At 66.4% G+C, this 20,084-nt stretch carries 19 protein-coding genes and 3 pseudogenes; 12 read left to right on the top strand and 10 right to left on the bottom strand.

The features are described from left to right. Positions 1-23: 23 nt before the first annotated feature. Entirely contained in the window at positions 24-461 is a 438-nt protein-coding gene (locus AB1I47_RS29235) for a YciI family protein (RefSeq protein WP_354687179.1), read from the top strand. 10 nt (positions 462-471) lie between these two features. On the opposite strand, the gene AB1I47_RS29230 is transcribed toward AB1I47_RS29235, so the two are convergent. After that, complete coding sequence (locus tag AB1I47_RS29230; RefSeq protein ID WP_354687178.1) at positions 472-1,476, bottom strand: AraC family transcriptional regulator; 1,005 nt, start codon at positions 1,474-1,476, stop codon at positions 472-474. A gap of 195 nt (positions 1,477-1,671) precedes the next feature. Here AB1I47_RS29230 and AB1I47_RS29225 point away from each other — a divergent pair, with 195 nt between their 5' ends. The 3 genes from AB1I47_RS29225 to AB1I47_RS29215 are packed head-to-tail and all read left to right on the top strand — an operon-like array spanning position 1,672 to position 5,172. Next, the gene (locus AB1I47_RS29225) at positions 1,672-2,652 is read left to right on the top strand and encodes a quinone oxidoreductase family protein (RefSeq protein ID WP_354687177.1); all 981 of its coding nucleotides are present in this window, start codon (positions 1,672-1,674) and stop codon (positions 2,650-2,652) included. A gap of 11 nt (positions 2,653-2,663) precedes the next feature. Next, entirely contained in the window at positions 2,664-3,512 is an 849-nt protein-coding gene (locus AB1I47_RS29220) for a TauD/TfdA dioxygenase family protein (protein ID WP_354687176.1), read from the top strand. Positions 3,513-3,525: 13 nt separating this feature from the next. Then, entirely contained in the window at positions 3,526-5,172 is a 1,647-nt protein-coding gene (locus AB1I47_RS29215; RefSeq protein ID WP_354687175.1) for a fatty acid--CoA ligase, read from the top strand. 170 nt (positions 5,173-5,342) lie between these two features. Here the strand turns inward: AB1I47_RS29215 and AB1I47_RS29210 are convergent, their stop codons facing one another. The 3 genes from AB1I47_RS29210 to AB1I47_RS29200 all read right to left on the bottom strand — a co-directional run bounded on the left by AB1I47_RS29210 (position 5,343) and on the right by AB1I47_RS29200 (position 7,781). Further along, on the bottom strand, positions 5,343-6,326 hold the full coding sequence (locus AB1I47_RS29210) for a tripartite tricarboxylate transporter substrate binding protein (RefSeq protein WP_354687174.1): 984 nt from the start codon (positions 6,324-6,326) through the stop codon (positions 5,343-5,345). Between the two features lie 119 nt (positions 6,327-6,445). After that, positions 6,446-6,652 (bottom strand): DUF1289 domain-containing protein, encoded by a 207-nt coding sequence (locus AB1I47_RS29205; protein ID WP_354687173.1) that lies wholly within the window; start codon positions 6,650-6,652, stop codon positions 6,446-6,448. 73 nt (positions 6,653-6,725) lie between these two features. Then, a complete protein-coding gene (locus tag AB1I47_RS29200) occupies positions 6,726-7,781 on the bottom strand; it encodes a beta-keto acid cleavage family enzyme (RefSeq protein WP_354687172.1) in 1,056 nt (351 codons plus the stop codon). Positions 7,782-7,947: 166 nt separating this feature from the next. Between AB1I47_RS29200 and AB1I47_RS29195 the strand changes: the two genes are divergently transcribed. After that, positions 7,948-8,955, top strand: a complete 1,008-nt coding sequence (locus AB1I47_RS29195; RefSeq protein WP_354687171.1) for an AraC family transcriptional regulator — start codon at positions 7,948-7,950, stop codon at positions 8,953-8,955. 35 nt (positions 8,956-8,990) lie between these two features. Here the strand turns inward: AB1I47_RS29195 and AB1I47_RS29190 are convergent, their stop codons facing one another. The 3 genes from AB1I47_RS29190 to AB1I47_RS29180 form a co-directional block, all read right to left on the bottom strand. Then, positions 8,991-10,154, bottom strand: coding sequence for a porin (locus AB1I47_RS29190; protein ID WP_354687170.1), 1,164 nt, complete (start codon positions 10,152-10,154; stop codon positions 8,991-8,993). Positions 10,155-10,251: 97 nt separating this feature from the next. Then, the gene (locus AB1I47_RS29185) at positions 10,252-10,821 is read right to left on the bottom strand and encodes an RBBP9/YdeN family alpha/beta hydrolase (protein ID WP_354687169.1); all 570 of its coding nucleotides are present in this window, start codon (positions 10,819-10,821) and stop codon (positions 10,252-10,254) included. A 25-nt stretch (positions 10,822-10,846) separates the two neighbouring features. Continuing rightward, complete coding sequence (locus AB1I47_RS29180) at positions 10,847-12,199, bottom strand: MFS transporter (RefSeq protein WP_354687168.1); 1,353 nt, start codon at positions 12,197-12,199, stop codon at positions 10,847-10,849. A 306-nt stretch (positions 12,200-12,505) separates the two neighbouring features. Here AB1I47_RS29180 and AB1I47_RS29175 point away from each other — a divergent pair. Beyond that, positions 12,506-12,774: pseudogene (locus tag AB1I47_RS29175) on the top strand (DUF4440 domain-containing protein); the annotation flags it as partial. A 57-nt stretch (positions 12,775-12,831) separates the two neighbouring features. Here AB1I47_RS29175 and AB1I47_RS29170 read toward each other — a convergent pair. Further along, positions 12,832-13,602 carry an IclR family transcriptional regulator gene (locus tag AB1I47_RS29170; protein WP_354687167.1) on the bottom strand — a complete coding sequence of 257 codons (771 nt, stop codon included), beginning with the start codon at positions 13,600-13,602 and terminating at the stop codon, positions 12,832-12,834. A 97-nt stretch (positions 13,603-13,699) separates the two neighbouring features. Between AB1I47_RS29170 and AB1I47_RS29165 the strand changes: the two genes are divergently transcribed. From AB1I47_RS29165 to AB1I47_RS29145, 5 genes and pseudogenes are all read left to right on the top strand, one after another. Further along, positions 13,700-14,680, top strand: coding sequence for a Bug family tripartite tricarboxylate transporter substrate binding protein (locus AB1I47_RS29165; protein ID WP_354687166.1), 981 nt, complete (start codon positions 13,700-13,702; stop codon positions 14,678-14,680). A gap of 46 nt (positions 14,681-14,726) precedes the next feature. Further along, positions 14,727-15,410: an RraA family protein gene (locus AB1I47_RS29160; RefSeq protein WP_354687165.1), complete on the top strand. Its 684-nt coding sequence runs from the start codon at positions 14,727-14,729 to the stop codon at positions 15,408-15,410. After that, positions 15,407-16,354: an NAD(P)-dependent oxidoreductase gene (locus AB1I47_RS29155; RefSeq protein ID WP_354687164.1), complete on the top strand. Its 948-nt coding sequence runs from the start codon at positions 15,407-15,409 to the stop codon at positions 16,352-16,354. The genes AB1I47_RS29160 and AB1I47_RS29155 overlap by 4 nt, the downstream gene beginning before the upstream one ends. A gap of 171 nt (positions 16,355-16,525) precedes the next feature. Further along, positions 16,526-16,831 (top strand): annotated as a pseudogene (locus AB1I47_RS29150) (Bug family tripartite tricarboxylate transporter substrate binding protein); the annotation flags it as partial. Beyond that, positions 16,804-17,058, top strand: a pseudogene (locus tag AB1I47_RS29145) (SMP-30/gluconolactonase/LRE family protein); the annotation flags it as partial. The pseudogenes AB1I47_RS29150 and AB1I47_RS29145, both read left to right, overlap by 28 nt. Before the next feature lie 90 nt (positions 17,059-17,148). Here AB1I47_RS29145 and AB1I47_RS29140 read toward each other — a convergent pair. Both AB1I47_RS29140 and AB1I47_RS29135 read right to left on the bottom strand, forming a co-directional pair. Next, entirely contained in the window at positions 17,149-17,766 is a 618-nt protein-coding gene (locus AB1I47_RS29140; protein WP_354687163.1) for a LysE family translocator, read from the bottom strand. A gap of 117 nt (positions 17,767-17,883) precedes the next feature. Then, the gene (locus tag AB1I47_RS29135) at positions 17,884-18,510 is read right to left on the bottom strand and encodes an FMN-binding negative transcriptional regulator (protein WP_354687162.1); all 627 of its coding nucleotides are present in this window, start codon (positions 18,508-18,510) and stop codon (positions 17,884-17,886) included. Positions 18,511-18,593: 83 nt separating this feature from the next. Here AB1I47_RS29135 and pdxR point away from each other — a divergent pair. Beyond that, a partial coding sequence (gene pdxR, locus AB1I47_RS29130) for a MocR-like pyridoxine biosynthesis transcription factor PdxR (RefSeq protein ID WP_354687161.1) occupies positions 18,594-20,084 on the top strand: 1,491 nt, incomplete at its 3' end.

The raw sequence follows: 20,084 nt of genomic DNA, 5'->3' as shown, positions 1-20,084 counted from the left end.
AGTCCACTCAAGGAGATATGACAATGCGTGTCATGGTGATGGTAAAAGCAACGAGCGAGTCAGAAGCCGGCAAGATGCCCAGCACGGAACTGCTTACGGCAATGGGCAACTTCAATGAAGAACTCGTCAAGGCGGGCGTGATGCTGGCGGGCGAGGGCTTGCACCCGAGCGCCAAAGGCAAACGGGTGCGTTTCTCGGGCAGCGAGCGGACCGTGATCGATGGACCGTTTGCAGCGACCAGCGAACTCGTCGCCGGGTTCTGGCTGTGGCAGGTCAAGTCCATGGAAGAAGCCGTCGAATGGGTCAGGCGCTGTCCCAATCCCATGGAAGGCGAGTCCGAGATCGAGATTCGCCCGGTATTCGAGCTCGAGGATTTCGGTGCCGAGCTCACGCCTGAGCTGAAGGCCCAGGAAGAGCGACTGCAGGCGGAGATCCAGGCGGGGACGAACGAGCCGCGCTGACGCGGGCGCTTCAGGGCCCCGGCCTCGCATGCTTGCGCCGCCAGACAATCGGCGGCTCGCCGAACTGCGCGCAAAACCAGCGCGTAAAGGTACTGGCCGAGCCATAGCCCAGCAGCCCTGACACCCGCAACAGCGAGTATTTCGGGTTCTCGACATAGCGCCTTGCCAGCTCGCGGCGCACCTCATTGAGGATGCCGGTAAAGGTCTCGCCGGCTTCATCGAGCTGGCGCTGCATGGTGCGCTGGCTCAGGCCCAGCCCCTGCGCCACCGCCTCGCACGTGGCGCGCCCCACCGGCAGCATCAGGTAGACCGCCTGGCGCACGTCGCGGCCGATCGAGGGCGCGTTCGCCCTTGGCAAGGCGTCGACAAAACGCTGCGCGTAGCGCGCCATCGCGGGGTCGCCGGTGGGGTTGGGCGCGTCCAGGTCGGCCGCACGGCAGACAATGCCGTTGAACTCGCTGCCGAACTCCAGCGGACAGCCGAATATCCGGCGATGCACCCCCAGGTCGGCCGGCGCCGCATGCGTGAAATTGACGCTGAGCGGCCGCCAGCTGGGCCCGAGCAGTGCCCGGCACAGGCGGAACAGCACGCCAATCGCAAGCTCGGTAGCCTGCCGCGAAGGCGTATCGAGCACGACTTCCTGCCGGATGATGACCGCCTCGCCGGCGCTTTCCAGCAGCATCGCCACGGATTCGTTGACGAGATGCCGGTAGGCGATGGTGGTGGCCAGCGCGTCGCGCAGCGTCGGCTGCTGGCTGATCAGCAGGCTCATCGCACCAAAGTCGGAGAGCTGCCGCGATTCGGCCATGCGCAGGCCGAAGGAGGGGCGCCCGGATGCCTGCGCCGCCGCCTCCAGCAGCGCCGCGCAGGCGTTGGCCGGGATACGCTGGTCAGGATCCGCCAGCAGCGCCCGGCTCAGCCTGGCAGCACGCAGCAGGGGCTGCGGGTTGAGGCCCAGGTCCGCGGCCACCTCAAAGAAGTTGGTCAGTGCCGCGGCACGCACCAGCGTCTCCACGCTCGTCTCCTGTCTTGTCTTCGGCGGCGCCTCGCGGGGCGCCTGCATCGTCTTGCAGCCGGATGATAGGCCCCCTTGGCATGAAATGCAAAGTCCATGGAAGCTATTGCAAAGCGCCGCCGCGGGCCGGCACCTACAGTTGCATCCAGTGCGTGGCGCACGCATGCGCCGCCCCAGACCAAGGAGACAAAGGCTGTGGAAAAAATTGTCCGTATGTACGAGATCGGTGGCCCGGAAGTGCTGCGCTATGAGAACACCGAAGTCGGCGAACCCGGCCCGGGCGAGGTGCGCATCAGCCACGTCGCGGTCGGCCTGAACTATGCCGATACGTACTTTCGCAACGGCACCTACCCCGTGCCGCTGCCGGCCGGTATCGGCGTGGAAGCCGCCGGCGTGGTGCAGGCGATCGGCCCGGGCGTGACCAACGTGGCGGTGGGCGACCGCGTCACCTACACCGGTTTCGTCAACACGCTGGGTGCATACAGCACCGCCCGGCTGGTGCCGGCGGCACCGCTGATCCGCCTGCCGGAGACCATCAGTTTCGAGACCGCCGCCGCCATGACCATGCGCGGCCTGACCTCTGCCTACCTGATGCGGCGCATCCACGCCTTCCGGCCGGGCGACACCATCCTGCTGCATGCCGCGGCCGGCGGGGTCGGGCTGATCGTGGCGCAATGGGCCAGGTTGCTCGGTCTGACCGTGGTCGGCACGGTGTCTTCCGAAGCCAAGGCCGAGGTCGCGCGCGCCCACGGCTGCAACCACGTCATCAACTACAGCCATGAAGACGTGGCCGCGCGCGTGCGCGAGCTGACCGATGGCGTTGGTGTGTCGGTGGTGTTCGACAGCGTCGGCAAGACCACCTTTATGTCGTCGCTGGACTCGCTCAGGCGCCGCGGCACCATGGTGTGCGTGGGCACCGCATCGGGGCCGATCCCGCCGTTCGACCCGGTGCTGCTGGCGATGAAGGGCTCGGTGTTCCTGACCCGCCCGGCGCTGGCCGACTACATTGCCGACCCCGCCGAGAAGGCCGAACTTGCCGGTGAGTTGTTCGACCACGTCGGCGCCGGCCGCATCCGTATCGAGATCAACCAGCGCTATGCACTGGAGGACGCGGTGCAGGCGCACCGGGACCTGGAGTCGCGCAAGACCACCGGTTCGTCGATATTCGTGGTCTGAGGAGCGCCATCATGCAAGTCCACCAACTGAGCTGTGCCCTTGGGGCAGAACTGACCGGCGTCGACCTGGCCGATGCGGTGCGCGATGATGGCCTGTTTGCCGAGATCCGCGCGCTGCTGCTGCAGCACCGCGTGCTGTTCCTGCGCGACCAGCGCTTCAGCCGCGCCGGGCACGTTGCCTTTGCGCGCCGCTTCGGCGAGCTGGAAGACCATCCGGTGGCCGGCAGCGATCCCGAGCACCCCGGACTGGTCCGCATTTACAAGACGCCGGACCAGCCCAACGACCGCTACGAGAACGCCTGGCACTCGGACACCACCTGGCGCGAGGCGCCGCAGTTCGGCGCCGTGCTGCGCTGCGTGGAATGCCCGCCGGTGGGCGGCGACACCATGTGGGCCAATATGGCGCTGGCTTACGAGCGGCTGCCCGATCACGTCAAGACGCAGATTGCCGGCCTGCACGCGCGCCACAGCATCGAAGCCAGCTTCGGTGCCGCGATGCCGATCGAGAAACGGCTGGCGCTCAAGGCCCAGTATCCGGATGCCGAGCACCCGGTCGTGCGCACGCACCCGGAAACCGGGGAAAAGATCCTTTACGTCAACGCCTTTGCCACGCATTTCACCAACTACCACACGCCCGCGCGCGTGCGCTTTGGCCAGGACGCCAACCCTGGCGGCGGCGATCTGCTGCGCTACCTGATCAGCCAGGCATATATCCCCGAATACCAGGTGCGCTGGCGCTGGGCGCCCGACAGCGTGGCGATCTGGGACAACACCGCCACCCAGCATTACGCAGTGATGGATTATCCGCCGTGCCACCGCAAGATGGAGCGCGCCGGCATCATCGGCAGCAAGCCGTTCTGAGCACGAGGCAAGCATGCAAGACAACCTGATTACCCCCGCGCAGTCGGCCTACGCTTACCCGCTGCTGGTGAAGCAATTGCTGATCAATTCGGTGAGCCTCCATGGCGACCAGGAGATCAGCTACCGCGGCCAGATGCGCTACACCTTCCGCGACTTCCGCGCCCGCATCGGCAAGCTGGCCTCGGCGCTGACCGCGCTTGGCGCCGGCCACGGCACCACCGTGGCGGTGATGGACTGGGACAGCCACCGCTACCTGGAGTGCTATTTCGGCGTGCCGATGATGGGCGCCACGCTCTTCACCGTCAACGTGCGGCTTTCGCCCCGGCAGATCCTGTACACGCTGAACGACGCCGGCGCCGACATCGTGCTGTTCCATCCGGACTTCGCGCCGGTGCTCGAAGAGATCCGCGGCGAGCTGACCTGCAACCCGCGCTTCGTGCTGATGGCCGACGGGCAGCAGGTGCCGGCATCGACCCCGCCGCTGGCGGGCGAATATGAGGCGCTGGTCGAAGCGGCGTCGGCCGATTTTATGTTCCCCGAGTTCGAAGAGAACACCAGGGCCGCCACCTTCTATACCACCGGCACCACCGGCGATCCCAAGGGCGTCTGCTACAGCCACCGCGATATCGTGCTGCACACGCTGGCCTCGGCCACCACGCTATGCTCGCCGCGCGAAGGCCAGCGCATGCACCGTGAAGACGTGTACATGCCGATCACGCCGATGTTCCACGTGCTGGCCTGGGGCATCCCGTACATCGCCGTGATGCTGGGGCTGCGCACCGTGCTGCCGGGCCGCTACGCGCCGGACCTGCTGCTCAAGCTGCGCGAGACCGAGAAGGTTACGTTCTCGCACTGCGTGCCCACCATCCTGCAGATGCTGCTGCAGTCCGCGCAGGACGGCACCCCCGATCTGTCGGGCTGGAAGATCATCATCGGCGGCTCGGCGCTGCCGCCCGCGCTGTGCGAGGCGGCGCTGGCGCGCGGCATCGACATCTTCGCCGGTTACGGCATGTCCGAAACCGGCCCCATCGTCGCGCTGGCCCAGCTCCCGCCCGGCCGCGTGCCCGCGGACCGCGCGGAAGAAGTGCGCATGCGCTGCGCCACCGGCCGCCCGGTGACGATGGTGGATTGCCGCATCGTTGGCGAAGACATGCAGGACCTGCCGCGCGACGGCAAGAGCCGCGGCGAGATCGTGCTGCGCGCACCGTTCCTGACCAAGGGCTATTTCGGCAAGCCGCAGGCGTCGGAAGAACTCTGGGCCGGCGGCTACCTGCATACCCAGGACGTTGCCGTGATGGGCGAAGACGGCTTCGTGCAGATCGTGGACCGCATCAAGGACGTGATCAAGACCGGTGGCGAATGGGTGTCGTCGATCGAGGTGGAGAACCTGATCACCGAGGTGCCGGGCGTGCAGGAATGCGCGGTGATCGGCGTGCCGGACGCGAAGTGGGGCGAGCGGCCGATGGCCTTTGTCGTGCGCGCCGCCGGTGTCGAGGTCGCGCCCGAGCAGATCCGCGCGCGGCTGATGACACATGTGGAATCGCGCCGGATCAGCAAGTATGCGGTGCCGGAGGCCGGGCGGATCGTCTTTGTCGAGGTCATTCCCAGGACCAGTGTCGGCAAGATCAACAAGAAGCTGCTGCGGGAAGAAGCAGCCTGAGGGTAGATAAGGGAATTGCGCTGGTTCCTTGCTTGGGGACCGGCGCTTTTTTTTGGACAGTTGCCAGCCGGGCCCGTGATCCAGGCCAGCGCGCCAAAGACAATCGCCTCCCGGTGGAGGCGATCAGCACCTTGCCAACGGGCGCCGGCTTCCGACGCCCGCCAGCAAGTTCACGGCTGGATATGGAACGTCTTCACGATGGCCGCATTGCGCTCGTATTCCTCATTGAGCGACTGGCCCAGTTGCGACAATGTCTGCTCCCGCATCGGCTCATAACCCAGTGCCTGCATGCGTTCCTGCACCTTCGGCGCAGCCGCGGCCTTGTAGGCGGCAGCGTGGATCTTCTGCGCCAGTTCCACCGGCACGCGCGACGCACCGATCACCCCCACCCAGTTGCTGAACTCGACGTCCGGATAACCCAGTTCGGCAAAGGTCGGCACCTGCGGCAGCAGTGGCGAGCGGCTCTTCGAGGCCACTGCGTAAGCCTGCAGCTTGCCGGCCCGGATCATCGGCAGCGAGGTCACCATGCCGTCGTACATCACCGCGATCTGGCCGCCCATTACCTGCACCAGCGCCGGCGCCGACCCCGCGAAGGGCACGTGCGCCAGGTCCATGCCAGCCTTCTGGTTCATGATCACGCCGGCATAGTGCGACGCCGTGCCGGCGCTGTACGAGGCAAAGCTGAGCTTGCCGGGGTTGGCCTGCACGTAGCTGACCAGGCTCTTGAAGTCCCTGGCCGGCAGCGTGGGCGAGCCCACCAGCAACAGCCGCGAACGCGCCACCGCGGCCAGCGGCCGGATGTCCTTCATGGTGTTGTACGGCGTCTTGAGCACGTGCGGCACTTCGGTCAGCACGTTGGTGGCGGTCACCATGATGGTCTGGCCGTCGGGCGGCGCGGCCAGCATGGTGTTGATGGCGATGCCACCGCCGGCGCCGGGCTTGTTGTCCACCACCACGGGCTGGCCCAGGTCGGCGGAAAGCTGGTCGGCCAGCAGGCGCGCGATCACGTCCATGGTGCCGCCGGCGGGGGCGGGCACCAGCATGCGCACCGGCTTGTTGGTCCAGGCCATGGCTGCAGGCATCGTCAAGGTCATGCCGGCGGCAATCGCGGCGGCGGCGTAGCGCACGCGCAGGCGGGCAGGGCGGTTCGGCATCTTTGTCTCCGTTAATCGATATTAGGTCAGGTACAGCCATGCCGTCCTTCTGCTGAGGCCGGTCGTGGAGCCAGCCAGCAGCCTTCATGAGGCGCCGGCGGCCGCAGGGGGACTGGCGTTCAGCGAACGGGCGCCGGCCCCGGTGGGCTGCGCCAGGGCAGCCGCGACGGCAGCGCTGCCATGACCTCGGCGCGCTCGGCCTCGGTCATCCGGGGCCAGCGGCCGATTTCCAGCGGCGTGCGGCCGCAGCCCTGGCAATAGTTGCCGGCCTGGTCCATGCGGCAGATGTTCAGGCACGGGTTGGCGGGCGTAGTGGCTGGGGTCATGGCGTCAGGGGAAAACCTTCATGTGGCGCTTGCCCGGCCACGGGCCTTGCACCCGTGGCCGGCACCATGCGTGTCAGGCGGCGCGCAGCGGCAGGTTCTTCTGGCCCGCCTTGCGGTTCGGCGCCATGCCGTGCGCGGCGAGCGTTTCATCCGCGCTGTCGTACCAGGTGCCGATGCGGTAGATCTCGCGTGCTTCCTTGCCCGAGGCGATCTCGCGGCCCAGTTCGCTGGCCACGCGCACGCACTGCTCGATCTGCTGGACCGAACTCATGCGCTTGCCGTGCTGGTCGATGATGGTGTCTTCGATGCCGCAGCGCGGATGCAGGCCCATCGCCATGGCCATCATGTTGAACGGCAGCACGTTCTTCAGCAGCGATTCGGCGGTCAGCGTGCAGCCGTCCGGGGCGCGGTGCACGAAGTTGAAGAAGTTGAACGGGTTGGGGCCGTCAAAGCCGCCGCCGATGCCGATCCAGGTCAGGTTCAGGGGACCCTTGTAGATGCCGGCGCGGACCAGGCGCTCCAGCGTTTCCAGCGCGTGGATGCCGGTGAGCTGGAAGTGCGGCTGGATGCCCGAGGCCTGCAGGCGGCGCAGGTGTTCTTCCACCCACGCCGGGCCTGCCGGCACGGTCATCTCGCGGTAGGCCTGCTGGTACGCCGGCTGCTCCAGCGACGTCCCCTTCAGGTATTCGGGGTACAGCAGCTCCATGATGTTCATCTGGGTGGTGTTGATCGCCACCGTCACCTGGTCCGGGCGCGGCTCCAGCGCCGCCAGCATGTGGCGGGTGTCGTCCGACAGCCATTTGGCGGCCTCGCCTTCGTCTTCCGGCGCGAACGAGATCGAGCCGCCCACCTGGATGATCATGTCGGGCACCGCCGCACGCACGCCGGCAATCAGCTCGTTGAACTTGGACAAGCGCTTGGAGCCCTTGCCGTCCAGCTCGCGCACGTGCAGGTGCAGCACGGTGGCGCCCGCGTCATAGCAATCGACGGCCTTCTGCACCTGTTCTTCCATGGTCACCGGAATGTCTTCCGGGAAGTCTTCGGGCATCCACTCGGGGCCGTACGGCGCCACGGTGATGACCACCTTGTCCATGTTCTCGGGGTGCAGGGAATCGTCGAGGAATTGCATGCTTTGCTCCTGGTAGGTTTATGGCCGCATCCCCCTTCGCCGATGGCGCCGGGCTGCGGCCTTTTTCGGGTTCTCTTGTGATGTCGGAAGTATCGTGCAACGGTGCTCAGCGATTTGACGATCCGGGACAGTCGATTTACATTTCGGGACAGTCCGGGAAAACGCGATGTCCTACTACCTGCGCAGCGCCAGCCTCACCAACTACGTCGAAGTCGCCCGCGCCGTGGGCCTCGATCCGCACCAGCAACTGCGCGCGGCCAGGATCAGCCGCGACGTGCTGCTCGATCCCGACATCCGCATCCCGGCGGCGCTGGTGGGGCGCCTGCTGGATGCATCGGCACGTGCCGCGCGGGTAGATGACTTCGGCCTGCGCATGGCAGAGCTGCGCCAGTTCTCCAACCTGGGCCCGCTGGCCTTCGTGGTGCGCGAGCAGCCCACGCTGCGCCGGGCGCTGGAGTCCATGGTGCGATACATGGGCCTGCAGAACGAGTCGCTGGCGATGCGCATGGAAGAGGCCGAGGGGCTGGTGATGATCCGGCTGCAGATCCTGAGCGAGCAACCCGGCGCGTTCCGCCAGGCCACCGACCTGGCCGTGGGCGTGATGTACCGCATGCTGAGCCTGTTCCTGGGCGCATCGTGGCGCCCGCGCGGCATCTGCTTTACGCATGCCGCGCCGGCCAGCCTGGCGACCTGCACGCGGGTGTTCGGCATGCCGGCGCTGTTCAACCAGGATTTCGACGGCATTGTCTGCGCGGCGAGGGACCTGGAGGCGCCGTTGCCTTCCTATGACCCGGTGATGGCGGGCCAGGTCAAGCGCTATCTGGGCACCTTGCTGGCGCAGGCCAACACCACTACGTCGGACAAGGTGCGCAAGCTCGTGTACCTGCTGCTGTCCACCGGGGCGTGCTCCGTCGACCGCGTGGCCCAGCACCTTGGCGTGGACCGGCGCACGGTGCACCGGCGCCTGGCGCAGGACGACACCACGTACTCCGAGATCCTCAACCAGGCGCGCGCCGGGCTGGTGATGGGCTATATCGAGAACCCCGAGCGGCCGCTGTCGGAAGTGGCGACGCTGCTGGGGTTCTCATCGCTGAGCGCGTTCTCGCGCTGGTTCAGCGGTGAATTCGGCTGCAGCGTGACAAAGTGGCGGGCGCAGCAGGGCGGCGGCAGCTAGGCCGGCCGTTCGCGTGCGCCTGTATCCCGTGCCGGTCAGAACTTGTGGCGCAGGCCCAGCGCCACGCCCAGCATGCTGCGCTGCCCGTTGGCAAGCACATAGCTGTTGCCGAGCGACAGGCTGTTGGCATAGACCGTGGCCAGCGATTCCAGCATCAGGCCGGCATTCTTCGCATACGCGGTAGTGAGATAGACGTCGGTGCGTTTGGAGAACGCATAGTTGGCCACCAGCGCGATCTGCCACGGGTTGGCGACATGGGTATCGCCGAACAGGTGCTTGACGTCGTCGTAGTTGTATTCCAGCGTCAGGCCGATCGCCGGCGTGACCTGGTAGTTGGCGCCGATCCAGTAGAAGTCGTCGCGCTGGATCACCACGCCCGCGGCGTTCCTGTTCTGGCCCCAGCGATAGCCACCCATGATCTTCGCCGGGCCAAAAGCGTAGCTCGCGCCGACCACCGCTTTCTTCAGCGTGCCGCTGCTCACGCCGATGGTGGGATTCCACTGGTCGTAGCCGGCCATCAACCCCAGCGGGCCGCCCTGGTACGCCACCGCGGCGCCGTACGCCGTGTCGCGCCGGAAATGTCCCGGCACCTCGCCATTGCCGCCGATCGGCGTGGCCACGCCCACCGTCTGCGGCAAGGCCAGCCCGGTACCGAAGGACCAGTGGGCCAGCGCCGTCAACGGGCCGAACTTGCCGCTGTACTTGACGGTGTTGTCCTCGCGGAAGTTGGCGCCGGACTGCAGCACCACCGGTTCGTACTGCGTGGCATAGGCCGTGGGCGAGAAGTTCGCCAGTGCTTCGAACATCGAGGTGTACTGGCGCCCCAGGCTGAGCTGCCCGATGCCGGCCTTCTGCACGCCCACGAACGCCTGGCGGCCGAACAGGCGGCCGCCTTGCTGCGCGGTGCCGGTATCGAGGTTGAAGCCGCCTTCCAGCACGAACAGCGCCTTGGTTCCGCCGCCCAGGTCCTCCACGCCGCGCAATCCCCAGCGCGATCCCGATACGCCGCCGGAGTTCATGCGGTAGACGTCGTTGGCCGGGCCGCGGCTGAACTGGTTGGCGGCGGTCGGCACCGCGCCCACGTGGTTGGCGAATTCCACGTTGATGTCGGCCACGCCGTAGAGCGTGACGCCGGACTGTGCGAGCGCGCTCCCCGCGCAGGCGAGCCATGCGCCCGCCGCGATGCTGCTGAGCTTCATGAACAATCTCCTTTCCTTTGGTGTGTGGCGCGGATGATTCCGTCTGTTTGTGTAAGCCGGGGTACTGCCTTCTGATGCGTGCAGCGGTTGCCGCGCATCAGCGCGCGCGCAGCAGTGCGTCGAGCAATTCGGTGGCGCGTGGCCAGGGACCATAGCCGGCGGCGGGATTGAGGTGTCCGACCTTGCCCAGGTCGACCAGCCGGCTGCCCCAGTCGCTGGCCATTTGCGTGGCGCGCTCGTAGCTGGCCAGCGGGTCGTTGCGGCTGGCGGCCAGGAGGGTGGGGAAGGGCAGCGGCGCGCGCGGCACGGGCAGCCAGCCGTGGCGGGCCAGCGTCGCGGTGTCGGAGTAGCCGGGTGGCATCGGGGTTTCCAGGTCGGCGGGCGTGCACAGCAGTGCGCCGCGGATCTTGCGGTGGTGCTGCGCGGCCCAGTGCACGGTGATCATGACGCCGGCGCTGTGGGCCACCAGCACGACCGGGCCGTCGATCGCTGCCAGGGCCGCATCCAGCGCCGCCACGCGGGCGTCGCGGCTGAGCTTGTCATGTTCCAGCGGGGCCACGCTGCGCGCATTCGGCAGTTGTGCCTCGAGCAGGGTTTGCCAGTGCTCCGCGACGTGGTCGCGCAAGCCCGGCACCAGCAGTACGGTGGTGTCAGCAAGGAGGGTCATGGTATTCCAGGGTCAGTCAGGGGAGTCAGTGCGCACAGGTTTCGCGCCGGCCTTCCAGGCGGCGCAGGTCGGCCGTGTAGTAGCGGCGTCCGGCCAGGAAGCACAGCGCCGCCGGCACGCCGGCCATCGGCACCACCTGCAAGGCGCCGAGCAAGCCGACGTGGTCGGCAATCACGCCGGTGACGAACGGCCCCGGCGCCAGGCCCAGCAGGTTGTTCGCCAGCGTCAATGTGGCGAAGGCAGTGGCGTGGATGCTGGGGTGGGTCAGGTTGGCCACCGCGGCACTCGCCGGGCCCGCGGTGCCGCCGACAAACAGCATGCCGGCGCCGATCAGTACCAGCTGCGCCGTGCCCGGGGGCAGGCGGAACGCGGCCAGCAGCAGCGCGCAGCAGGTCACGCTGTAGGCCACCGCCATCAGCCACTTGCGCTGCGGCACAACGCGCGACACCCAGTCGGTCAGCGCGCCGCACAGGATCATGCCGGCGCCGCCGGCCAGCACGAAAGCGGCGGCGGTCACGCCGGCAACGTCGGTAGCCATGCCGTAGTAGCGTGACAGGTAGCTCGGCATCCAGGTCAGCAGCGCGCCCATCACCAGCAGCTGCAGCGCGCTGCCGGCATAGGCGCAAAGAATCGAGCGCGCGGAGAACAATGCCGGCAACAGCGCGCGCAGCGCTACGCGCTCACGCGGTGCGGCACCGGGTGCGACATCGGGCGCGACATCGGGTGCTGTCTCGCCGAGGAGTCGGCGTTGCGCCCGCAGGCGCGCTTCGGTGACGACCACGCGATACACCGCCACCAGCGCCAGCCCGAAGACCGCCATCCCGGCAAAGGCCCAGCGCCAGCCAAAATGCGCCGACAGCGTGCCGCCCAGCGCCATGCCCAGCACCGAACCGAACGCCCCGCCCGCGATAAAGGCAGAACTCAGGCTGGCGCGCAGGTGGCGCGGGAACACCGACAGGACCACGGCGATCCCGACGCTGCCATAGGCCGCCTCGCCAATGCCCACGCACAGCCGCGCCACGAACATCTGCCCAAAGTTGTCGGCCAGCGCGCAGCCCAGTGTCGCCAGGCTCCAGAGGGCAGCCATCAGCACCAGGCTGCGCACCCGGCCCCAGCGGTCAGCCAGGATCGACAGCGGAAAGGTAAGCAGTCCCACCATCAGGGCGACGATGCCGCCCAGCACGCCCAGCTCGGTATCGGTAAGCGACCATTCCACCTTCAGCAGCGGAAAGACCGCGTTCAGCACTTGCCGCGACATGTAGTCCGACAGCAGCAAGCCAAAGCTCAGCGCAAAGACCAGCCAGGCATAGCAGCGGGAAGGTTGCGCAGCGGCCGCGCTGGCAGCGAGCGGGGAATGCGTGGAGGGTTGTCCGAGCATGAAAGCCTTTCCTGGAAGCAACTGCTTGCGACCGTGCGAATCGCCGCAGCGTGGTCGTTCGACGTGGCGAAGTATCGAGGAATGGCGGTCGGGGGTTTGACCAATTGGGACAGGCTGTTTGCAATTCGGGACAGTGCGGGAAAACGAGAGGCAGGGCGGCGATGGGTCGGCGAGGGATCGGCCAAAGCGGACGCCGCCTTCATCCACACGTCCTCGCAGCAAGCCGCGGCTATCGCGACTTTGCACTTCAGAATCTGCGCCTAGTATTCAGTGTGGCGCTGACATTCCGCTGAGCGCCTGAAGGCGGCCAACAAGCCCCGCGTGACCGTCGCAGAGAAAGAAGAATATTTCCAACACTTCCTGCAAGAACGTCCGTCCGGGAAGATCGATTTCCGTAGCGATGAACTGGGCTGCAATTCCGCTGTGGATTCCGGGCTCTACACATTCACCTTCGCACGTACCGGCGCCGTCGTTAAGGCCCGCTTTACCTACGCCGCTTTACCTACGCCTATCGATGGGATGGTGGGCGATGGCTGATTACCAGCCATCACTCGTCGGCCATGCCGGAGAAGTAACTGAGGCCTGCGCCTCGGTGCATGCGGGCAGGGGGCCGCATCAAGAGCATTCGACGCTCAAGGGTGCCAGGTTGACGGCCTTTCAACTTGCATCGCAGGCCGTTGGCTTCCTGCCATGGCATAAGACAGCTTGTTCGCCGCGTCGACGACCGTCTGTGCCAGCTCCAGCAAACGCGCTTCGTTTAGCCGCGAGGTCGGTCCGGAAATGCACATGGAGCCCAGCAGCCGCCAGTGCAATCCGAACACCGGTGCCGACACGCTCGAGACTTCGGGCTCCCGCTCGCCAAGCGACAGATGAAAACCGCGGCGGCGGATCATTTCATAAAGCTCGCCTGGCTCTCCCGAGAAAGCCTGTATCACGCGGCCCGGCGAACCGCTGTCCAGCGGCAGGGCCGCCCCGATCCTGACGTGATGCCGGATAGCCTGCGGTCCTTCGACCCGGACCAGGCAGGTCCGCTGTTGTCCTTCCCGGACATAGAACGAAGCGCTTTCGCCGGTCTTGATCGTCAGCTCCCGCAGGACCGGTTCCACCACTTCCTGAACGTTAAAGGTCGCCTGGTAGCACGCGCCCAGCCATCCCGCTGCGCGGCCGAGCCGCCAGCTGCCGTCTTCCTTCTGCACCAGGTAGTTGTCCGCCGCCAGCGTGCGCGCCAGCCGCAGCACGGTGGTCTTGTGAATGCCGGTGCGCCGGCTCAGTTCGGCAAGTGAAAGCTGGGGGTCGTTCACGCCGAACGCCTCGAGCACACGCAGCGCGCGGGTGACCGCGATCACGGCGCCCGCGCTTTCGTCGCCGGTAGACGCAGCCTTGGGATCACTCTTTCGATTCATGGCACGAAACGTGGTGCACTCTATGAAACGGCATTGTATGCCGTGAAACGGGCCGCCACAATCCAATCACAACGAAATCAGATTTATGGAGACAGTCATGAAGGCAATTTCCCGTCGCTGCATGTTGGTTCTGGCCGCCGGCCTGGTGGTGGCTTCCGCCCCCACGCATGCCGCGCCCCAGTACCCCACCAAGCCCATCCGGGTCATCGTCCCGTTCCCCGCCGGCGGGGGCACGGACATCATCGCCCGGGAAGTGACCAATACGGTTGCCAAATCGACCGGCTGGGTTTTCGTGGTGGAGAACAAGCCAGGCTCCGGTGGCAACCTCGGGGTAGACGCGGCAGCCAAAGCGCCGGCCGATGGCTACACCATCGTCATGGGACAGACCAGCAACCTTGCCATCAATCCCTCGCTGTACGAACGGTTGCCCTATGACCCGTTGAAGGACCTCGCGCCCATCAGCATGGTCGCCTCCGCGCCGCTGGTGCTGGTCACGCACGTCAACTCGCCCTACAAGACGCTCAAGGACGTGATCCAGTCCGCCAGGGCAAAGCCCGCCACCATCAATTTCGCATCGCCGGGCAACGGCACGGTGGCGCACCTTGGCGGCGAGCAGCTTCAGAACACCGCGAAGGTGAAGTTCACCCATGTGCCGTACAAGGGCGCAGCGCAGGCGGTCAACGATCTGATGGGCGGACAAGTCGATCTCTACATGGCATCCGTGCCAACGCTGCTCGGGCATATCAAGAACAACAAGCTGCGGCCGCTGGCGGTGACGTCCCCGAAGCGTGTGCAGGATCTGCCCCAGGTGCCGACCGTCGCCGAGTCGGGCTATCCCGGTTTTGATACCGCGACCTGGTTCGGCTTCGTCGCGCCTGCCGCGACACCGAAGGACATCGTGGTACGCCTGAATACCGAGTTCAACAAGGCACTCAAGTCTCCGGCGCTCGCCAGCAAGCTGAATGAACAAGGTGCATCGGTGCTGATTGGCACGCCCGAGGCGTTCAGTGCGCTGATCAGGCAGGACATCGGGCGCTGGGCATCGGTCATCAAGTCGTCCGGCACCAAGCTGGATTGACGCGCCCCGCATCTACCTACCTCTTTCAAATTGCCTGGAGTTCACCATGACCTTGCCCAATATCATCAAATCGTTTGAGCGCGTACCCGCCGACATCGTGGCGCGTGCCGCCAGGTTCCAGCCGGCGATCCTGTCCGATGTCGGCGGACGCCGCGGTGCGCTGCATGGCCGCATCAGGGCCTTGCGCCCGACCATGAAAGTCGCCGGACCCGCCTTCACTGTCGAAGTTCGTCCCGGTGACAACCTGATGATCCATGCGGCACTGGCGCTGGCGCAGCCGGGCGATGTTCTGGTCGTCGACGGCAAGGGGGACCAGACCTCTGCGCTGATGGGAACGATCATGATGCATGCCGCACGCCAGCGCGGCTTGGCCGGGGTCGTCATCGACGGCGCCGTCCGCGACAGCCTCGAGCTGGACGCCATGCAGTTCCCGGTTTTTTCGGTGGGCACGAACCCCAACGGCCCCACCAAGGAAGTTGGCGGCCGCATCGGTCACCCCATTTCTGTGGGTGGCGTCACGGTGCATCCCGGCGACTTCATCTCCGGCGATGCCGATGGCCTGGTGGTGGTAGAGCGCGAGAAGATCGAAGCCTTGCTCGAGGCCGCCGCCAGGAAGGAAGAGGCGGAAGGCATGCGCATTGCCCAGATCAAGGAAGGCAATACCACCGCGCCGTGGCTGCTGGCCTCGCTGGTGACGGCGGGCGTGCTGAAGCAGGGAGAAAGACTGTGACGAACAAGCCGGCCATTATCGTCACGGGTGCGGACCTGGCACCGGAAGCCCTCGCGCTGCTGGGCGACTATGAGATCGTATTCGCGGGGAAGACGCCCCAGACCGCCGATCTGGTCGCACTGGCAAGGCAGCACAACCCGGTCGGCATGATCGTGCGCTACGGCAGCGTAACCGCCGAAGTCATGGATGCGGCACCAGCCTTGAAGGTGATTTCGAAACACGGCACCGGCACCGACACCATCGACAAGGCCGCCGCGGCGGCGCGCGGCATCACCGTGACCGCCGCGGCCGGAGCTAATGCCGCCGCCGTGGCCGAGCATGCGCTGGCGCTGATGCTTGCGTGCGCCAAGTCGGTGGTGCAACTGGATGCGCGCATGCATGCCGGCCACTGGGACAAGGCGACGCACAAGAGCCTGGAGCTGAATGGCCTGACTGTCGGGCTCGTTGGCCTGGGTGCCATTGGCCGGCGGTTCGCCAGGATGTGCGACGCCATCGGCATGCGTGTGATTGGTTTCGATCCGTTCGCCACGGACCTGCCCGACTATATCGAAGCTGTCCCGCTGGCAACGGTCTGGGAGGCCTCGGACGTCATCTCGCTGCAATGCCCGTTGACGGCCGAGAACAAGGAAATGGTCAATGCCACCACGCTTGCGCGTTGCAAGCCTGGCGTGATCATTATCAACACCGCGCGGGGCGGGCTGATCGATGAAGCGGCGCTGCTCGAAGCCGTTCAGTCGGGACGCGTGGCGGCGGCCGGCCTGGACAGCTTTGCGCGCGAGCCGATGTCGTCGCCCCATATTTTCCAGGGGCAGCCTGGCTTCGTGCTGAGCCCGCATATCGGGGGCGTGACCAGTGCGGCCTACGTCAATATGGGTATCGCGGCGGCGACTAACACCATCGCGGTCCTGGAGAAGGTTCACGAGGCGGCAGCGGGACAGCATTAGCCGGATTGGTGCCCGGTTGGCGGTATGTCGTGCTCGTTGTCCGCTCATGCGGCGCCGTGCCGTTTATCCCGCCCTTTACGCAATATAAAAAACGATGGAGACAGCTTGATGAAAAAGAAGGAAGGCGGAGCGTGGAAGCTCCGGGGCCTGGCGTTCGCGACGCTTGCAGCCATGTCGATGGTCGCTCAGGCGCAAGGCTGGCCGGCCAAGCCCGTCAAGATCATCGTTCCTTACCCGCCTGGCGGCGCCGTGGACGCCGTCACCCGCAAAATGGCGCAGCGGCTCGCCGAGCAGACGGGCCAGAGCTTCTATGTGGAAAACAAGGCCGGCGCGACGGGAACGATTGGAACGGCCCAGGTTGCCCGCGCCGCGCCGGACGGTTACACGCTGCTGGCCAACGATACGACCTACGCGCTGTTGCCCCACATCTTCAAGACGCTGCCCTTTGATCCGGCAAAGGACCTGCAGCCTGTTGCGACGATGGCCGCCTGCTGGTCGCCAACCCGGGGCTCGCCTACGTATGGGTACTGAATCATCGGGCCGAGCCGGTCGAGGTTATCCGTGGCACCGCGGGCCACTCGCTGACGAATGTGGCGTTTGGCGGACCCGATCGCAAGATGCTTTACATGACGGATTCAACGGCGGGTGAGATTCTGCGGATCGGTATGTCGGTGCCGGGCGTGACGACTCAGCGAACGTTTTAAGCAAATCTGAACGGCCATCGTTGATTTTCAGATCAGCGCTGCAAGTCCAACCCAGACATAACCCCGGGCTATTTTTCCAAACAGCCCTCTCTATGCCTCGCGCCGCGCAAGCGCCAGGAAGGTGCCCAGCCCCAGCATCGTGACACCCGACACACGCGTCATCAATCGGGCGCGCGCGGCGCGGGCGGCGCCGGACCTGAGCAAACGATGGGCGGCAAACACGGCAACAACATCCACCAGCGTGTTGAGCGCGACGCAAATGCTGCCCAGCACGACCAGCTGCGGCACCAGAGGCTCGCCTGGCGAGACAAACTGCGGCAGGAACGCCAGGAAGAACAGCGCCGTCTTGACATTCAGGATCTCGACCACGACGCCCTCGGCCAGGGCGCGGCGCGCGCCCTGAGACGGCATGGCTTCGTGCGCGACCGACTGTTCCTTGCGCATCAGCATCCGGATACCCAGGTACACCAGATAAGCCGCACCAACGTACTTGATCAGGTTAAACGCCACCGCTGACTGGGCGATGACCAGCGACAGGCCCAGGGCGGCAGCGAGCACGTGGAACATCCCGCCGACGCCCGTGCCCAGGCATGAAGCCAGCCCCTCTGACCGGCCGCCAGCGACGGTTCGGGCAACCACATAGGCGATGCCCGGGCCGGGAGTGATGGCAAGAACGACGGCAGTGAGGAGAAAGGTGACAAATGACATGGTAGCGCACCGTCGATGGCGTGGAACTCGTCGTCGAACTCGCCTTTGGCGAAGGTGAAGGTGGAGGTGTACATGGCGCTGTGGGGAGATGACATGGCTGCCTGTCGAGGCTGCCGCTTATTCACCGGCCCTGCGCATGGACTGCGCCAGTTCGCCGTACCCCCGCGCCTCCAGCGTGTCGGCGGCATTGAGGCGGTCGCGCGCCTCCCTGTTCTGGCTGAGCTTGACCTTGCCCACCAGCGAAGTGACGGCGACCTCGATGCCCACGATGTTGCGCAGGATGCTGTCGATGAACTCGGGCGCGGAATCCCCCATCTTCCAGGGCCTGGCTTCGGCCGCCTCGTGCCGCCGTGTCAGGTGCGCGAGGAGGCGGCGAACGAAACGCTCGTCGTCATGCACGGTGAGCGTGCCATGCGCGTGTACCACCTCGTAGTTCCAGGTCGGCACCTGGCGGTGCGCCTCATGCTTGCTCGGGTACCAGTTGGGCGAGATATAGCCCTCGGCGCCGCGAAACACCACCATGACCGGCGTGCCCGAGGGGCAACGCTGCAACAGCGGGTTGGCACGAGCCACGTGGGCCGTGAGCACGCCATGCGTTTCTTCGCCGGCATCGAACTCGAACGGGATGTGGTCGGCATCCAGTCCGGCGCTTCCTTGTGTGACCAGCATGCCCAGCGGGTGCTCGCGGATGATGCGGGCGAGTTCGTCGGGCCGGGTTTCAGCAAACGGGGCAGGAATGTACATGGTGGCGGATCGGGGGCAAGGGAATCCTCGATAATCTCGCCCACAACTGGCACAATCAGAAGGACCAGTTTTGAGGATTCTTTATGGGCCAGTCTCGTCAGCCTGCCGACAATCGTCCCGGCGCCACCGGGGCGGGACGCCGTATCTACGATCTGCTGCGCGCCCAGATCGCGGACGGCACGCTGCCCCCGGGATCCCGGGCGCCGTCCACCCGCGCGCTGGCGGCCGAGCTGGGGGTATCGCGTACCACCGTCACCGCCACCTACGAACAACTCGCGGCCGAGGGCTTCCTCGTCACGTCCATGGGGCGGGCAGCCCGGATCGCCAGTCCATTGGTGGCGCCGGCCCCAACCCGGAGGGCCGCAGCCCGGCGCGCCAGGTCTGCCCCGGTCCTGTCAGAGTACGGACGTCGCGTGGCAAACATCGGCATGCCCGGACTACCTCACGCCGAACCGGTTCGCTTCGACTTCCTGTATGGCGCGGTGGCTTCCCGGGACTTTCCAACCCTGGCCTGGCGGCGTGCCTACCAGGCCGAACTGCTGCGCCAGCAAGACAGCCTGTACTACGCCCCGCCCGAAGGTGACGCGTCGCTGAGGCGCGCCCTGCAGGGCTACTTGCGGCGCGCCCGGGGACTTGCCTGCGAGGCGGAGCAGATCCTGGTGGTGCATGGCTCGCAGCAGGCCATCGACCTGTGCGCCCGGCTGCTGCTCGATGCCGATGATGTCTTTGTCTTCGAAGACCCGGGTTACCTGATGGCAAGGCGCTGCTTCGAGGCCACCGGCGCCAGGTGCGTGGCCACGCCGGTGGACGGGCATGGCCTGGATACCGCCAGCCTTCCACAGGGCGACCGGGTCCGGCTGGCGTACGTAACGCCATCGCACCAGTTCCCGCTGGGGGGCGTGCTGCCGATCGGCCGCCGCCTGGACCTGCTGCAATGGGCCACGCGCCATGACGCCTGGATCATCGAGGACGACTACGACGGCGAGTTCCGCTACGGCCAGCGCCCGATCGACACGCTGCAGTCGATCGACACTGACGGCCGCGTGATCTACATCGGCACCTTCTCCAAGGCGCTGTCGCCGCAAATGCGGCTTGGCTACCTGGTGCTGCCGCCCGAGCTGGTGCCGGTGTTCCGCCAGGCCAAGCGGCTGGCCGACCGCCATGCGCCCGTGCTGGAGCAGCGCGTGCTGGCATCGCTGATCGACAGTGGCGCCTACGAACGCCATGTGCGGCGCATGCGTCGGGAGAACGAGCGCCGCCGCGCGGCCTTGCTCGATGGCATGACGCGCTACCTGCCTGGCGACGCAGAAGTCGGCGGTACCGCGGCCGGGCTGCATGTGGTGCTGTGGTTGCCGTCCCTGCGGCCCCAGGACGAGCCCGCGCTGGTGGCCGCTGCCCGCAGCAAGGACGTGGGCGTCTACCCGGTATCGCCGTTGTTTGCCGAGCCTCAGCCGCACAGCCGGGCTCGGCCAGCGGGGTTGGTGCTGGGCTATGCCAGTCTGACGACCGAGCGCATTCAGCAGGGGATGCGTGCCTTGGGTGCGGTGATTGGGGCGATGGGGCAGGGGGAGCGA

Origin of the sequence: Cupriavidus necator (genome assembly GCF_040578825.1) — a bacterium.
GTDB lineage: Bacteria > Pseudomonadota > Gammaproteobacteria > Burkholderiales > Burkholderiaceae > Cupriavidus > Cupriavidus necator_E.
The sequence above is the reverse complement of the archived record's forward strand: the minus strand, read 5'-3'. Positions and strand labels throughout refer to the sequence as shown.

What these genes read in the sequence shown, in the direction of transcription:
- AB1I47_RS29235 (WP_354687179.1), top strand. Translation starts at nt 24, where the DNA reads ATGCGTGTCATGGTGATGGTAAAAGCAACGAGCGAGTCAGAAGCCGGC.
- AB1I47_RS29220 (WP_354687176.1), top strand. Translation starts at nt 2,664, where the DNA reads ATGCAAGTCCACCAACTGAGCTGTGCCCTTGGGGCAGAACTGACCGGC.
- AB1I47_RS29215 (WP_354687175.1), top strand. Translation starts at nt 3,526, where the DNA reads ATGCAAGACAACCTGATTACCCCCGCGCAGTCGGCCTACGCTTACCCG.
- AB1I47_RS29210 (WP_354687174.1), bottom strand. Translation starts at nt 6,326, where the DNA reads ATGCCGAACCGCCCTGCCCGCCTGCGCGTGCGCTACGCCGCCGCCGCG.
- AB1I47_RS29205 (WP_354687173.1), bottom strand. Translation starts at nt 6,652, where the DNA reads ATGACCCCAGCCACTACGCCCGCCAACCCGTGCCTGAACATCTGCCGC.
- AB1I47_RS29200 (WP_354687172.1), bottom strand. Translation starts at nt 7,781, where the DNA reads ATGCAATTCCTCGACGATTCCCTGCACCCCGAGAACATGGACAAGGTG.
- AB1I47_RS29195 (WP_354687171.1), top strand. Translation starts at nt 7,948, where the DNA reads ATGTCCTACTACCTGCGCAGCGCCAGCCTCACCAACTACGTCGAAGTC.
- AB1I47_RS29190 (WP_354687170.1), bottom strand. Translation starts at nt 10,154, where the DNA reads ATGAAGCTCAGCAGCATCGCGGCGGGCGCATGGCTCGCCTGCGCGGGG.
- AB1I47_RS29185 (WP_354687169.1), bottom strand. Translation starts at nt 10,821, where the DNA reads ATGACCCTCCTTGCTGACACCACCGTACTGCTGGTGCCGGGCTTGCGC.
- AB1I47_RS29180 (WP_354687168.1), bottom strand. Translation starts at nt 12,199, where the DNA reads ATGCTCGGACAACCCTCCACGCATTCCCCGCTCGCTGCCAGCGCGGCC.
- AB1I47_RS29170 (WP_354687167.1), bottom strand. Translation starts at nt 13,602, where the DNA reads ATGAATCGAAAGAGTGATCCCAAGGCTGCGTCTACCGGCGACGAAAGC.
- AB1I47_RS29165 (WP_354687166.1), top strand. Translation starts at nt 13,700, where the DNA reads ATGAAGGCAATTTCCCGTCGCTGCATGTTGGTTCTGGCCGCCGGCCTG.
- AB1I47_RS29160 (WP_354687165.1), top strand. Translation starts at nt 14,727, where the DNA reads ATGACCTTGCCCAATATCATCAAATCGTTTGAGCGCGTACCCGCCGAC.
- AB1I47_RS29140 (WP_354687163.1), bottom strand. Translation starts at nt 17,766, where the DNA reads ATGTCATTTGTCACCTTTCTCCTCACTGCCGTCGTTCTTGCCATCACT.
- AB1I47_RS29135 (WP_354687162.1), bottom strand. Translation starts at nt 18,510, where the DNA reads ATGTACATTCCTGCCCCGTTTGCTGAAACCCGGCCCGACGAACTCGCC.